Raw genomic sequence first — 14,365 nt, forward strand, 5'->3', positions numbered from 1 at the left:
TGGTCCCGCCGAGCTTCACGCCTATATCGATGGAACGCCTTCAACGGGATGTTCCCAGGTCGTCGAGAACCACGCTAGACTGTCGGCTTGAGCGCGGGGGCGCGATCAGGAGAGTTTCGATGACCTCCCGGACAAGGGCGGCTTCCGAAAGAACGATCAGGAAGACGGGATCGGCGCTGTCGGCGCTGGCCCTGCTGGCGGCTATTCTGGCTCCTGTCGCGCCGGCCCATGCGCAGGACGGCCCCTCGCTGATCCGCGACACCGAGATCGAGGAAATCCTTCACCACGACGCCGATCCGATCTACGCGGCGGCCGGCCTGGATCCCAAGACGGTCCGCATTCTGCTGGTCGGCGACAAGGAACTGAACGCCTTCGCGACCCAGGGGCTCATGATGGGCCTGAACACCGGCCTCATCCTGCAGACCGAGACGCCCAATCAGTTGAAAGGCGTCATCGCCCACGAAACCGGACACCTGGCCGGGGCGCACCCGCTGCGCTCGGGCGAGATGATGCGCGCCGGCCTCAAGCCGATGATCCTGACCATGGGGCTGGGCGTCCTGGCCGCCCTGGCCGGCGCTCCGGACGCCGGCGCGGTGCTGATGGGCAACGCCTCCTATTTCGGCCAACTGGGCGCGCTGGGCTACAGCCGGGACCAGGAATCGCGCGCCGACCAAGCCGGCGCCGGCTTCCTCGAAGCCACCGGCCAGTCCGGCCGCGGCCTCGTCGAATTCTTCGACAACTTCCGCTACCAGGAGGTCTTCGACCAGTCGCGGCGCTTCGCCTATTTCCGCAGCCACCCCCTGTCGGGCGACCGGATCGACGCCCTGCGCGGCCGCGTCGAAAAGCTGCCGCACTACAACACCGTCGATGATCCGCAGTCGCTGGCCGAGCACGAGATCATGAAGGCCAAGCTGGAGGGTTTCATCAATCCCGGCGTGGCGATCGTGAAATACAAGGAAAACGACCGGGGTTTCCCGGCCCGCTACGCCCGCGCCATCGCCTATTACCAGATGAAGGAGCCCGACCGGGCCCTGAAGATCCTCGATGGACTGATCTCCGAGAACCCCAACAATCCCTACCTCTGGGAGCTGAAGGGCCAGATCCTGTTCGAGTTCAACCGGGTCAAGGACGCCGAGGAACCGCAACGCCGCTCGGTGGCGCTGAAGCCCGACGCCGCCTTGCTGCGGGTCAATCTGGGCCAGACGCTGATCGGGCTCGACGATCCCAAGAAGGTCGAGGAAGGCATCAACGAGCTGAAGCGCTCGCTGCTGGACGAGAGCGACAATTCCGTCGCCTGGCGCCTGCTGGCCCAGGCCTATGACAAGCGCGGCGAAGACGGCCAGGCCCGCCTCGCCACCGCCGAGCAGTATTTCAACATGGGCGCCACCCAGGAAGCCCGGGTCTTCGCCATGCGGGCCCGCGAACTGCTCAAGAAGGACAGCGTGGAATGGCGCCGCGCCACCGACATCGTCCTGACCTCCAACCCTTCCAACCAGGACCTCAAGGACCTGGCCAAGGAAGGCGCCGTCACCTCGGGCCTGCGCCGCTAGGCCGCCCTCCTCCAGAGATTTCCATGCCCCTGAAGACCCGTCCGCTGGCGTTGGCCGCCGCGTCCATCGCCGCCCTTTCCCTGATCGGTTGCGGACAGGCCAACGCCGACAAGGCGTTCGGCGAGAAGGTCCATGCCTATCTGATCGAGCATCCCGAGGTGCTGGTCGAGATGAGCGCCAAGCTGCAGGAAAAGCAGACCGCCGAGAAGACGAAGAACGCCAAGGGCGCGATCAACAAATATCGTCAGGCGCTGGAACGCGATCCGCGTGACTTCGTGGCCAATCCAAACGGTTCGATCACGGTCGTCGAGTTCTTCGATTACCGCTGCGGCTACTGCAAGCTGGCCGCGCCGCAGATCGTCGAGCTGATCCAGAAGAACCCGGACGTGCGCTTCGTCTTCAAGGACTTCGTGATCTTCGGCCATGATTCCGAGGTCGCGGCCCGCATGGTCCTGGGCGCCAAGGACCAGGGCAAGACGATCGAACTGCACAAGCGCCTGATGGCCGAAAAGAGCCTCGACGAGGCCGGCGTCATGCGCGTCGCCCAGCAGCTCGACATCGACCTGTCCAAGGCTCGCGCGTCGGGGACCTCCGAAGCCGTCACCCAGCACCTGGCCGACACCCACGCCCTGGCCGAGGCCCTGGCCATCGAAGGCACGCCCGCCTTCTTCGTCGGCGACCAGATGATCCCCGGCGCCGATATGCACGCCCTGAACCTGGCGATCGACCAGGCCCGGGCGGGCAGGGCCAAGAAGGTCTAGATCAGGCCAGCTAGGGGCGAGCTGGGATCGGCGTAGAGCCGCTTCTGCATCCGGCCCGCCAAATAGGCTTCGCGACCGGCGATCACCGCGTGTTTCATCGCCCTGGCCATGCGGATCGGATCCTTGGCCTCGGCGATGGCGGTGTTCATCAGGATGGCGTCGCAGCCCAGCTCCATGCCGATCGCCGCGTCCGAAGCCGTGCCCACCCCGGCGTCGACCAGCACCGGCACCTTGGCGTTCTCGACGATGATCCGCAGGTTCACGCGGTTCTGGATGCCCAGGCCCGAGCCGATCGGCGCGCCCAACGGCATGATCGCCACCGCGCCGGCCTCTTCCAGCTTGCGGGCGTAGACCGGGTCGTCCGAGCAATAGACCATGACCTGGAAGCCTTCGGCGACCAGCAGCTTCAGCGACCGCAGGGTCTCTTCCATGTCCGGATAGAGGGTCTTGGGATCAGACAGCACCTCCAGCTTCACCAGGTCCCAGCCGCCGGCCTCGCGGGCCAGGCGCAGGGTGCGCACCGCGTCCTCGCCGGTGAAGCAGCCGGCGGTGTTGGGCAGGAAGGTGAATTCGGTGGGTTTGACATAGTCGACCAGCAGCGGATGGGTCGGGTCCGTCAGGTTCACCCGCCGCACCGCCACGGTGACGATCTCGGCGCCCGCCGCCTTCGCCGCGGCGGCGTTGGTGGCGTAGTCCTTGTACTTGCCGGTGCCGACGATCAGTCGCGAGCGGAAGGTGCGGCCAGCGACGGTCCAGGAGTCGTCTTCGACGGTGGCGATGGCGGATTCGGGGGGCACGTGCGCGTTCATGGGCCCGGTTTACGCCTCCGCGTCCAGGGTTTCAAACGTCCAGGCCTAGCCGCCGCCGATGAAAGTAACGATCTCGATCCGGTCGCCGTCAGCCAGGGCGGTATCGGCATAGGTCGAGCGCGGCGCGATCTCGAGATTGCGCTCCACCGCCACCTTGCGGGCGTCCAGGCCCAGGGCGGATACAAGATCCGCGATGCTGATAATGCCGGCGATCTGCCGTTCTTCGCCGTTCAGTAGAAGCCTCATGTCACCTCCGAAGCGAGCCCTGCTTGTGACGCGGGGGAACCGGCTATACAAGACCTCCCGGAATCGACGGCGGAGCCGAATGGTAAAACCGATCCATGTGCTGAGCGGACCCAACCTCAACCTGTTGGGAACGCGCGAGCCCGAGATCTACGGCAAGGACACGCTCGACGATGTCCGTACGCGCTGCGAGGCGCGGGCGGCCGCTCGGGGTCTTTCCGTCGTCTTCCGGCAAAGCAATCACGAAGGTGTGCTGATCGACTGGGTTCAGGAAGCCCGGACGGAAGCCTGCGCGTTGGTGATCAATCCGGCGGGCTATGGACATACGTCGATCGCCCTCCTCGACGCCCTGAAGACCTTGAATATACCGGTCATCGAGTGTCACCTGTCGAACCCGGCGGCGCGTGAGGATTTCCGCCGCCACACCTTCGTTTCGCTCGCGGCGACCGGGATCGTCTCCGGCTTTGGCGCGGCGAGCTATGAACTGGCGATCGAGGCCGCAGCCGGCCTGATCGGCGCGAACTAGCCGGCGACCCCGGCTTCAGAAGACAGCAAGGTAAGCTTCCATGTCCAATCCCAAGGCCCCCGCCGATCCGGTCGAGACCCCGTCGATCGACGCCCGCCTGGTCCGCAAGCTGGCCGACATCCTGAAGGACACGGGCCTGTCGGAGATCGAGGTCGAGCACGCGGGCCTGAAGATCCGGGTGGCCCGCGAACTGACCGTCGCCGCAGCAGCGACGCAATATGTCCACGCCCCCGCCGCCCCGGCCTATGCGCCGGCTCCGGCCGCCCTCGCGCCCGCCACCGAAGCCGCCGCGCCCGCGCCGGCCGCCCACGCGGGCGAGGCCGTGAAGTCGCCGATGGTCGGCACCGTCTACCTGTCGCCCCAGCCCGGCGCCGACGCCTTCATCAAGGTGGGCGATACCGTCACCGCCGGCCAGACCCTGCTGATCGTCGAAGCCATGAAGACCATGAACCCGATCTCGGCGCCCAAGGCCGGGAAGATCGTCGAGATCCTGGTGGCAGACGCCCAGCCCGTCGAATTCGGCGAGCCGCTCGTCATCGTCGAGTAATCGGCATGTTTGACAAGATCCTCATCGCCAACCGAGGCGAGATCGCGCTTCGGGTTCACCGCGCCTGCAAGGAAATGGGCATCGCCACAGTGGCGGTCCATTCCGAAGCCGACGCCAATTCCATGTGGGTGCGGCTGGCCGACGAGAGCGTCTGCATCGGCCCGGCCTCGGCCGCCAAGTCGTATCTGAACATCCCATCGATCATCGCGGCCGCCGAGATCACCGGCGCCCAGGCGATCCACCCGGGCTACGGCTTCCTGTCGGAAAACGCCCGCTTCGCCGAGATCGTCGGGGCCCACGGCTACACCTTCATCGGGCCCAAGCCGGAACACATCCGGATGATGGGCGACAAGATCACCGCCAAGCAGGCCGTCAAGGACGCCGGCATTCCCGTGGTCCCCGGCTCGGACGGCGGCGTGTCGACCGAGGAAGAGGCCTTCGCGGCCGCCGAGCAGATCGGCTTCCCGGTGCTGATCAAGGCCGCCTCCGGCGGCGGCGGCCGCGGCATGAAGGTGGCCCAGACCCGCGAGGACCTGGCCGAAGCCGTCTCCACCGCCCGCTCGGAGGCCCGAGCGGCGTTCGGCGACGACACTGTCTATATGGAGCGCTACCTCCAGAAGCCGCGCCACATCGAGCTGCAGGTCATCGCCGACAGCCACGGCAACGTCGTGCACCTGGGCGAGCGCGACTGCTCGCTGCAGCGCCGCCACCAGAAGGTGCTGGAAGAGGCCCCCTCGCCCGCCCTGGGCGCGGCCGACCGCGCCAAGATCGGCAAGATCGTCGTCGATGCGGTCAAGGCCATCGGCTATCTCGGCGTCGGCACCATCGAGTTCCTGTGGGAGAACGGCGAGTTCTTCTTCATCGAGATGAACACCCGACTGCAGGTCGAGCATCCGGTCACCGAGGCCATCACCGGCATCGACCTGGTGCGCGAGCAGATCCGCATCGCCGCCGGCCTGCCCCTGTCCTTCACCCAGGACGAGGTGGTGTTCGAAGGCCACGCCATCGAGTGCCGGATCAACGCCGAGAACGCGCGGACCTTCACGCCCTCGCCGGGCACCATCACCGACTTCCACGCCCCCGGCGGCCTGGGCGTGCGGCTGGATTCGGCGATCTATACCGGCTACGCGATCCCGCCCTATTACGACAGCCTGATCGGCAAGCTGATCGTCCACGGCCGCGACCGCGAGGAGTGCATCGCGCGCCTGCGTCGTTGCCTGGGCGAGATGGTCGTCGGCGGCATCGAGACCACGATCCCGCTGTTTCAGGACCTGCTGGTGCAACCCGACATCCTGGCCGGCGATTACGACATCCATTGGCTGGAGCGCTGGATCAAGGCGCAGGGCTAGAGGCCTGCTCAAAGGGTCGGGCGGAACGCCATGGACGACGCCTTCACGGTCGATGATCTCATCGCCTGCTACGAGCGTGGCGTCTTTCCGATGGCGGACGCTCGCCAGGACGAGAGCATCTTCCTGATCGACCCGGAACGCCGGGGCGTGCTGCCGCTGGACGGCGTGCACGTCCCGCGCCGCCTGGCTCGCACGGTCCGGGCTCAGCCATTCGAGATCCGCATCGACACCGCCTTCGACGCCGTGGTCGAAGCCTGCGCGACCGCCCGGCCGGGGCGGTTGGAAACCTGGATCAACAATCCGATCCAGCGGCTCTACGGCCAGCTGTTCGCGCGGGGCTTGGCGCACAGCGTCGAGTGCTGGGACGGCGAGGAACTGGTCGGCGGGCTCTATGGCGTGGCGTTCGGCGCCTGCTTCTTCGGCGAGAGCATGTTCTCGACCCGCCGGGACGCCAGCAAGGTCGCCTTGGTCCATCTGGCGGGCCGGCTGATCGCCGGCGACTACCGCTTGCTCGACACGCAGTTCATCACTGAGCATCTCGAACAGTTCGGAACGGTGGAAATCTCGCGTGCGGACTATCGCCGCCGGCTGGGCCGGGCCTGGACGGCCCAGGCCGACTTCTACCGGCTGGCGGCGGGCGCGACCGGCGCGGAGGTCTTGCAGGCGATCAGCCAGGCGTCATAGACGGGATGCTCCAGCGGGTTCAGGCCCGGGGAATTGGCGTACATCCAGCCCTTGTAGATCTGGCGGCCGGGCGGCGCCACGCGGCCGGGCAAAGCCTTGGGCTGGGTGTCGACCGTGACGTAGGCCACCGAGTCCGGGGCGTCCTCGTCGGGCGCGGTCGTCTCGCAGGCGCGGACCGTGAAGATCAGGGTCTTGTAGCGGATCGGCTGACCCACCGGCGCCTCGAACCTCATCGTCTCGGTCGTGACCTTGTCCAGCGCCTGGAGGATGGCGACCGACGAGCGCGCCCGCTTGAGGGGTTCGGCCGGCTTGTCGGGCGTCGTCGTCGGTTTGGCGGCCGTCGCGGGCTGAGCCTGCGCGGCTGTCGTGGAAGCCGACGTCGCCGCGGCTGGCGGCGCTGGACGCGGTGCTGGCGCGGGGCGCGACTGCTGTGGCGCGGGGATCGGGGCCGGCGTGAGCGCCGTCGGCGGCGTCTGGGCGGCCGGCGGTTGCTGCGGCGCGTTCTGCAGCGCCCAGGCTCCGCCGCCGGCGAGCGAACCCGCCAGGGCCAGCACCGCCACGCCTGTCAAGGACCGGCGGGTCGTCATCCTATTCGGGGAACCAGGGCTTGTAGTCGCTGGTCGCCGCCGCGCGTTCGCCGCCGCGGGTCAGCGAGCCCTTCGGACGCCAGGCGTGGATCGTGCCGGTCAGGTTGGGATGGTGGTCCTTTTCCCAGGCGCGACGCTTCAGCGGCGCCGTGGTCGGCGGCTCGTCGAAGGTATAGTGCAGCCAGCCGCTCCATTCGGGCGGCACCTTGGAGGCCTCGGCATAGCCGTCATAGATGACCCAGCGACGCTTGCGGTCGTCATAGCTGTCGCTGTTGTCGCGCGCCTCGAAGTAGCGGTTGCCATAGTCGTCCTGGCCCACGAACACGCCGCGACGGCTAATGTGGAAGCGCTGACCGATGGTCGCGCCGTTCCACCACGTGAAGATCGCTTTCAGCACCGCGTCAGCACCAATCTCGCAAGGGTCCCGGATTCGGGAGGGTTTCGGGCAACGCCAAGGCGTTGCGAAGCGGCCGGACTATAGGTCGGCGACCTCCCAGCGTCCAGCATCCGGCGCGACGTTGGCGTTTCAACATCTTGTGGATCAGGAGGTTGCGACACCCCACATCTATTGAAGGCCGCCGTTCGGCGATCTAGGATGGCTAATTCTTGGCGCACCTCGGCGCCCAGGCCGCGGAATCGCCCATGCGCATCCAGTCCAGACACTCCGCCTACGCCCCGCGCGTCGCCTTGCGCGAGATCGAGCGCCCCGGCGCCGTCATCGAGGTATTGGCGCCTGAGGATTGGACGGACGCTCGGGTCGAAGCCTGGCTGGACTGGGCGGCTCGCGACCAGAACGACGGCGTGGTCGATCCCCAGGCGCCGCTGGGCGGCGGCCCCGCCCGCTACGCCGACCGCCTGGCCAGGACGGGCCTGGCCGACGGCCTGTTCGGCGACGCCGCCGACGCCGACGCCTTCCGCGACGCCCTGCTGGCCACCATGCTGAACGGCGCGGCCTCGCCGGCCGGCGGCGCGACCGCGCCGCAGCGCCTGCCCGACATCGGGGAAATCGAGTTCAAGCCAGCCGCCGAGGGTCACCTGACGCACTGGCGATCGGCGCGCCTGGCCGCCAGGGCCGCGGCGCGCCTCGACGCCGCCCTGGCCCAAGTCGGCGACGCCGTCCAGCGCTGCCACGGCGACGCCAAGGCCTGCGCCGATCCGTCCAAGAACAGTGCGCTCGGCCGCGCCGCCCGCCGGGCTCGCGACCTGGGCGCCGACGACCGGATGATCCTCGACGCGATCGCCCTGGCCGGCGCGCCCCGCACGGGCCTGATCGAGCGGGACGCGAAGGCCCCCGTCCCGCTCGTCGCCTCGGCTTCCCGTCAGGGTGTTGCGGCGGTGGACGAAGCCGCCACTTTCGCCGCCCAGGTCGGCTGGGAGACCAGCGCCCTGGTGCTGGCCTTGTCGCCCGAAGACGCCGATGCCCTGGCGCGAGGCGCGCCGGTTCGCGCGGCGATCGACGTCGCCGCCTTCCAGCACGGTGAAACCTTCGACACGGCCGGTTTCAACCAGGTGGTCGGCCTGTGGGCCACGGCCCTGGAGATCGAGCGCGGCGACCGCCCGTCCGAGATCGGCCTGGCGGGGGTCGGCGACTGGCTGCTGACCCAAGGCCTCTCCGCCGCCGGCGAACTGGGGCGCGACGCCGCCTCGGCGCTTTGGGCCCTGGCGGTCGGCGCCGCGCTCAGCGCCAGCGCCGAAGCCGCCGCCGCGCTTGGCGCCGATCCCACCTTCGCCCAGGAGCGCCAGACGGTGCTGCGCGGCCTGGCCGAGCGCCGCGTGCGCGCCGCCGCCCTGCGCTCGCCCCTGGCTTCGGAGGCCGCCGCGACCCTGGCGGTCGCCCATGGCCTGGCGCGTAAACACGGCCTGCGCTCGTCCCGCCTGGTCGCAGCCTTCGCCGATGCGGAGGCGGCCCTTCGGCTGGGGGGCAAGCCCCTGGGCCATGCCGCCGCCGCCACACCGGTCTCGACCGCGCAGACCGCCGACGGCCTGCTGGTCCCCACCTTCAGCGCCGCGGCGCACCTCTGCCTGACCGAAGCGGGCGCCGACTTCGACGCCGCCCGCCGTCACGCCATGGGCCACGGCTCGCTGGCCGAGGCTCCGGCGATCGACCACATGCTCCTGCAGGCCCGCGGCTTCACCGCCCACGAGATCGAACTGGCCGAGGACGCCCTGCGCCAGGCCGACGACCTGCGCGCCGCCTTCGCCCCGGCCGTGATCGGCGCGGGCTTCCTCAGCGACGTCCTGGGCGTTCCCGCCGACAGCCTCGCCGACCCCGATTTCGACACCCTGGCCTTCGCTGGCTTTTCCGAGGCTGAGATCGAGGCGGCCGAGCGCCATGCGCTGGGCGCGCGCCGGCTGTCCGACTGCGAGGCCCTGGAAGGCGAACTGCGGGCGCTGTTCGCCGCCGTGGAGGCCCCCGTCCTGGCTGACCGGCTGGCGATGCAGGCGGCGGTGGAGACCTTCACCTGCCTGGCCAGCCCGGCCGTGCTGGACCTGCCCTTCGACGCTCGTCCGGCCGACGCCGCTCGCCTGCAGGCCGCGGCGGCGCGGGCCGGGGTCCGGGCCCTGCGCCTGAACCGCGCCGCGCCGCCCGCGGGTTTCGCCCTGTCCTTGCCCGAAGCCGAAGTCGAGGCGCCCAGGGCGGCTCGCGCCGAGATCGCCGTCGCCGAGCCTGCCCCGGTCAAGGAGCGTATCGTCGAACGGGTGGTCGAGCGGGTCGTGGAGCGTGGCGGCCGCGCCCGGCGCAAGCTGCCCGATCGCCGCAAGGGCTATATCCAGAAGGCCGCGGTCGGCGGCCACAAGGTCTATCTGCACACCGGCGAATACGAGGACGGCGAGGTCGGCGAGATCTTCATCGACATGCACAAGGAAGGCGCGGCCTTCCGCAGCCTGATGAACAATTTCGCCATCGCCATCTCGATCGGCCTGCAATACGGCGTGCCGCTGGACGAGTTCGTCGACGCCTATGTCTTCACCAAGTTCGAGCCGGCCGGGCCAGTCACCGGCAACGATTCCATCCGGTCGGCGACCTCGATCCTCGACTATATCTTCCGCGAGCTCGGCGTCTCGTACCTGGGCCGGGACGACCTGGCCAACGCCGATCCGGGCGAGTTCAACGCCGACGGCCTGGGCCGGGGCGAAGGCGCGCCGGAGGGCGAGGTCGAGGCCGAACCCCTGCCCGCCAGCAAGTTCATCTCCAAGGGCTTCTCGCGCGGCGCCGCGCCCGACAACCTGGTGTTCCTGCCGTTCGGCGGCCGCCGCGATCAGGAGTCCCGCCCGGCGGATTCCCAAGCGGGCAAGGGCGGCGACGTCTGCCCGGCCTGTGGCGACCTGGCCCTGAGCCGCAAGGGCGGGCTGGTGGTCTGCGACAGCTGCGGAACCCAGGCCAACGCTTCCGCCGGTGAGAGCGACGCCGGCTAGCCGTTTGCCTGGCCTTAAGCTTGCGTGGCCATGCTTGATCGCCGTTCCCGTCGAAAGACCCGTGCCAGAATGAAACCGCTGCTCCCGATCCTCGCCGCCGCCGGCCTCCTGGTCCTGGCCGGTCCCGCGATGGCCCAGAACGCCAGCCAGATCGCCCAAGTCCGCGGCGGGGCCAATTGTCCGCGCTGCAACCTGTTCCAGGCCGATCTCTCCGGCTTGGCGCTGAAGGGCCGGAACCTGGCCGGCGCCCGCCTGCGCCAGGCCGACCTCAGCCTGGCCGAGATGAACCGCACCAGCTTCGCCGGCGGCGACCTGCGCGATGTCAACTTCTATGGCGGCGTGTTCGGCGGGGCCAGCTTCGCCGGGGCCAACCTGACCAACGCCAGCCTGGTCGGCGCCTATCTGGAAGGGGCAAACTTCCGCGGTGCGATCCTGGCCGGCGCGAACCTTTCCGGAGCCGAGATGGACCGCGCCGTGGGCCTGACCCAGGCCCAGCTGAACCGGGCCTGCGGCGATATGTCCACCCGCCTGCCACGCGGCCTTTCCGTGCCCGCTTGCCGTTAAACTTCCGTCATTACCGCGATTTAAGTGGCGCTTGGACGCCGTGGGCCCCAAATCGTAACCCACACGGTCGCTTATCTTGACCGGTCTGGAGGTTTCGATGTCCCGCTTGCGGATCACGGTCGCCGCTCTGTCGCTCGCCCTGTCAGCCATGGCCCACCAGGCCTATGCCGGGGTCGAGGACAAGGACGTGGCCCGGATGATCTCGCTGGGCGGCGCCTGCGTGAGCTGCGAGCTGTCGGGCCGCAAGCTGACCGGCGCGCGCTTCACCGGCGCCAACTACGCCAAGGCCAACCTGATCGGGGCCGACCTGCGCGGCGCCAGCTTCTTCGGCTCCGACTTCACCGACGCGGACCTGTCGCGGGCCGACCTGCGCGGCGCCGAGATGCGCGGCGCCAAGTTCGTCCACGCCATCTTCACCGACGCCCGCCTGTCGGGGATCGAGAGCAGCGGCGCCAACTTCATCGGCGCCGATCTGGGCCGGGTCGACCTGTCGAGCAGCGAACTGCACGGCGCCAGCTTCCAGGGCGCCAATCTGGAACGCGCCAACCTGTCCAGCAGCGAGCTGATCGGCGCCAACCTGCAGGGCGTCAACGCCCGGGGCGCCAATTTCAGCTCGGCCGAGCTGAACGCCAGCAACCTGACCGGCGGCATCTATGAGCGGGCCTCGTTCCGTGACGCCGAGTTCACCGGCACGATGCTGCGCGGCGCGATCTTCAACGGGGCCGATTTCGCCGGCGCCGACCTGTCGGGCGCCAACCTCGGCGGGGCCGACCTGTCGAACGCCCGGGGCCTGGACCAGGACCAGCTGGACGAGGCCTGCGGCGACGGCGGCACCCGCCTGCCGCGCGGCCTGAGCGTGCGCAGCTGCAACGTCAATGTCCGCGTCCGCGTCAGCTCCAGCTTCGAACGCGCCCAGGCCGAGGCCGCCCGGGCTCAGGTCGCAGCCGCCGCCCGCCAGGCCGCCCCGCCCCGGCCGCCGAGACCGCCGCGCCCGCCGGCCCCGGTCAAGCCGGTCAGGGAGCTGGACAACTAGCTCCGGCCCCGCCGCCAGACAAAGAAGCCCTCCGATCCTTCTGGACCGGAGGGCTTTTTCGTAGGGGCGGACCCTCGCCAGGCCTACACCTTGATCGGCGGGGCCGAGCGGATGTGCAGTTCCTTGTACTGCCGCTCCTGGGCCTCGGCCGGGGCGTTCATCAAGAGGTCCTGGCCCTGCTGGTTCAGCGGGAAGGCGATCACCTCGCGGATGGCCACCTGCTCGGCCAGCAGCATGACGATCCGGTCGATGCCGGGCGCCAGGCCCCCGTGCGGCGGGGCCCCGAAGCGGAAGGCGTTGAGCATGCCGCCGAACTGGGCCTCGACCACCTCGGCGCCGTAGCCGGCGGTCTCGAAGGCCTTGAGCATGATCTCCGGCTTGTGGTTGCGGATCGCGCCCGAGCACAGCTCGTAGCCGTTGCAGACGATGTCGTACTGGTAGGCGCGGATGGTCAGCGGGTCCTGGGTCTCCAGGGCCTCCAGACCGCCTTGCGGCATCGAGAACGGGTTGTGCGAGAAGTCGACCTTCTTCTCGTCCTCGTTCCATTCGAACATCGGGAAGTCGACGATCCAGCAGAACTTGAACTGGTTCTCGTCGACCAGCTTCAGCTCGGTCCCGACGCGGGTGCGGGCCAGGCCGGCGAACTTGGCGAACACGGCCGGGTCGCCGGCCACGAAGAAGGCCGCGTCGCCCTGGCCCAGGCCCAGCGACTGCATCAGCGCCTGGACCGGCTCGCCCAGGTTCTTGGCGATCGGGCCGCCCCAGCCGCCCTGGTCTTCCGACCAGAAGACATAGCCCAGGCCCGGCTGGCCCTCGCCCTGCGCCCACGAGTTCATGCGGTCGCAGAAGGCGCGGCTGCCGCCGGTCGGGGCCGGGATGGCCCAGATGGCGTTCTTGGCGTCGGCGCCGAGGATCTTGGCGAACAGGCCAAAACCGCCGTCACGGAAGTGGCCGGAGACGTCGGCCATCTTGATCGGGTTGCGCAGGTCCGGCTTGTCGCTGCCGTACCAGGCCATCGACTGGGCGTAGGTCAGGCGCTCGAAGCCCTTGTGCTCGAGCGTCGCGCCGAAATCGTTGGTGAAGGTATGGACGCCGTCGATCGGCGACACCGGCTTGCCGCCCGAGAATTCCTCGAACACCCCGTGCATCACCGGCTCGATGGCCGCGAACACGTCTTCCTGGGTGACGAAGCTCATCTCGACGTCGAGCTGGTAGAATTCCAGGCTGCGATCGGCGCGCAGGTCCTCGTCGCGGAAGCACGGGGCGATCTGGAAATAGCGGTCGAAGCCCGAGACCATCAGCAGCTGCTTGAACTGCTGGGGGGCCTGGGGCAGCGCGTAGAACTTGCCCGGATGCAGGCGCGAGGGCACCAGGAAGTCGCGGGCCCCTTCCGGCGACGACGCCGTCAGGATCGGGGTCTGGAACTCGTTGAAGCCCTGGGCGAACATCCGCGAGCGGATCGACTGGATCACCTTGGACCGCAGCACGATGTTCCTGTGCAGGGTCTCGCGGCGCAGGTCGAGATAGCGGTGCTTGAGGCGGATCTCCTCGGGATAGTCCGGCTCGCCGAACACCGGCAGCGGCAGCTCGGCGGCCTCGCTCAGCACCTCGACGGCCGAGACGCGGATCTCGATCTCGCCGGTCGGCAGGTTGGGGTTCACGACGCTGGCGTCGCGGGCCACCACCTCGCCGTCGACCCGGATCACGCTCTCGGCGCGCAGGCGCTCGACCACCTCGAAACCGGGGGTCTCGGGGTGCAGCACCAGCTGGGTCAGGCCGTAATGGTCGCGCAGGTCGATGAAGACCAGGCCGCCGTGGTCGCGCTTGCGGTGGATCCAGCCCGACAGGCGGACGGCGTTACCGGTGTCGGAAGCCCGCAGGGCGCCGCAGGTATGGGTGCGATAGGCGTGCGTCGAGGTCATGAAAAGTCTTTGGAACGCGTGATTTGCAAGGCGCGGAAAGGCGCATGGGGGGGCGTGGATGTCAAGGATTCTGGGGCTAAAGTCCCTCCCCCCGTGGGGGAGGCGGCCGAAGGCCGGTGGGGGGCGTTTTCGGATTGTCGATCGTAGGTCCGGCCACCGGCCGATCACTCCCCCCACCGTCGGCTGCGCCGACACCTCCCCCACAGGGGGAGGATCTGACTGGCGCGGCTTCGCCGCCTCACGCGGCTGGCCGCTGAGCTGATGGAAAGGGACGCGGAGCGCCGGACATCGTCCGGAGTGTTTGAGTAGTAACCGTTTTCGACGAAGCCCGATCGCTCCGCGCGGTCGTTATCCGGAAGCCCGCGGCGCTGAG

At 69.0% G+C, this 14,365-nt stretch carries 14 protein-coding genes; 9 read left to right on the forward strand and 5 right to left on the reverse strand.

Features of this window, described 5'->3' with window-relative positions:
* Positions 1–119 precede the first annotated feature (119 nt).
* Together J2X41_RS00650 and J2X41_RS00655 are read left to right on the forward strand one after the other, a co-directional pair.
* Complete coding sequence (locus tag J2X41_RS00650) at positions 120–1,550, forward strand: M48 family metalloprotease (protein WP_310078810.1); 1,431 nt, start codon at positions 120–122, stop codon at positions 1,548–1,550.
* A gap of 23 nt (positions 1,551–1,573) precedes the next feature.
* Positions 1,574–2,311 (forward strand): DsbA family protein, encoded by a 738-nt coding sequence (locus J2X41_RS00655; protein ID WP_310078811.1) that lies wholly within the window; start codon positions 1,574–1,576, stop codon positions 2,309–2,311.
* Here J2X41_RS00655 and J2X41_RS00660 read toward each other — a convergent pair.
* Together J2X41_RS00660 and thiS are read right to left on the reverse strand one after the other, a co-directional pair.
* On the reverse strand, positions 2,308–3,120 hold the full coding sequence (locus J2X41_RS00660; protein ID WP_310078812.1) for a thiazole synthase: 813 nt from the start codon (positions 3,118–3,120) through the stop codon (positions 2,308–2,310). The two genes, J2X41_RS00655 and J2X41_RS00660, sit on opposite strands and share 4 nt — an antisense overlap.
* Positions 3,121–3,165: 45 nt before the next feature.
* Complete coding sequence (thiS, locus tag J2X41_RS00665) at positions 3,166–3,366, reverse strand: sulfur carrier protein ThiS (RefSeq protein WP_310078813.1); 201 nt, start codon at positions 3,364–3,366, stop codon at positions 3,166–3,168.
* 79 nt (positions 3,367–3,445) lie between these two features.
* Here thiS and J2X41_RS00670 point away from each other — a divergent pair, with 79 nt between their 5' ends.
* From J2X41_RS00670 to aat, 4 genes are read left to right on the forward strand one after another with little or no spacing between them, the layout of a single operon-like run.
* Entirely contained in the window at positions 3,446–3,889 is a 444-nt protein-coding gene (locus J2X41_RS00670; RefSeq protein WP_310078814.1) for a type II 3-dehydroquinate dehydratase, read from the forward strand.
* A gap of 40 nt (positions 3,890–3,929) precedes the next feature.
* Positions 3,930–4,436 carry an acetyl-CoA carboxylase biotin carboxyl carrier protein gene (accB, locus tag J2X41_RS00675; protein WP_310078816.1) on the forward strand — a complete coding sequence of 169 codons (507 nt, stop codon included), beginning with the start codon at positions 3,930–3,932 and terminating at the stop codon, positions 4,434–4,436.
* A 5-nt stretch (positions 4,437–4,441) separates the two neighbouring features.
* Entirely contained in the window at positions 4,442–5,785 is a 1,344-nt protein-coding gene (gene accC / locus J2X41_RS00680; protein ID WP_310078817.1) for an acetyl-CoA carboxylase biotin carboxylase subunit, read from the forward strand.
* Between the two features lie 30 nt (positions 5,786–5,815).
* Positions 5,816–6,469, forward strand: a complete 654-nt coding sequence (gene aat / locus J2X41_RS00685) for a leucyl/phenylalanyl-tRNA--protein transferase (RefSeq protein ID WP_310078818.1) — start codon at positions 5,816–5,818, stop codon at positions 6,467–6,469.
* Here the strand turns inward: aat and J2X41_RS00690 are convergent.
* Both J2X41_RS00690 and J2X41_RS00695 read right to left on the reverse strand, forming a co-directional pair.
* Positions 6,406–7,056, reverse strand: coding sequence for a DUF2155 domain-containing protein (locus J2X41_RS00690; RefSeq protein ID WP_310078819.1), 651 nt, complete (start codon positions 7,054–7,056; stop codon positions 6,406–6,408). The genes aat and J2X41_RS00690 overlap by 64 nt on opposite strands.
* A 1-nt stretch (position 7,057) precedes the next feature.
* Positions 7,058–7,453 carry an NADH:ubiquinone oxidoreductase subunit NDUFA12 gene (locus tag J2X41_RS00695; RefSeq protein ID WP_310078820.1) on the reverse strand — a complete coding sequence of 132 codons (396 nt, stop codon included), beginning with the start codon at positions 7,451–7,453 and terminating at the stop codon, positions 7,058–7,060.
* A gap of 245 nt (positions 7,454–7,698) precedes the next feature.
* Here J2X41_RS00695 and J2X41_RS00700 point away from each other — a divergent pair, with 245 nt between their 5' ends.
* The 3 genes from J2X41_RS00700 (at position 7,699) to J2X41_RS00710 (ending at position 12,070) form a co-directional block, all read left to right on the forward strand.
* The gene (locus tag J2X41_RS00700; protein WP_310078821.1) at positions 7,699–10,473 is read left to right on the forward strand and encodes a ribonucleotide reductase; all 2,775 of its coding nucleotides are present in this window, start codon (positions 7,699–7,701) and stop codon (positions 10,471–10,473) included.
* 69 nt (positions 10,474–10,542) lie between these two features.
* Positions 10,543–11,037, forward strand: coding sequence for a pentapeptide repeat-containing protein (locus J2X41_RS00705; protein WP_310078822.1), 495 nt, complete (start codon positions 10,543–10,545; stop codon positions 11,035–11,037).
* 97 nt (positions 11,038–11,134) lie between these two features.
* Positions 11,135–12,070, forward strand: coding sequence for a pentapeptide repeat-containing protein (locus J2X41_RS00710; RefSeq protein ID WP_310078823.1), 936 nt, complete (start codon positions 11,135–11,137; stop codon positions 12,068–12,070).
* A gap of 83 nt (positions 12,071–12,153) precedes the next feature.
* On the opposite strand, the gene aspS is transcribed toward J2X41_RS00710, so the two are convergent.
* Positions 12,154–13,992, reverse strand: coding sequence for an aspartate--tRNA ligase (gene aspS, locus J2X41_RS00715; protein WP_310078825.1), 1,839 nt, complete (start codon positions 13,990–13,992; stop codon positions 12,154–12,156).
* Positions 13,993–14,365: the final 373 nt, after the last annotated feature.

Source organism: Caulobacter sp. BE254 (assembly GCF_031457295.1).
Lineage (GTDB): Bacteria > Pseudomonadota > Alphaproteobacteria > Caulobacterales > Caulobacteraceae > Caulobacter.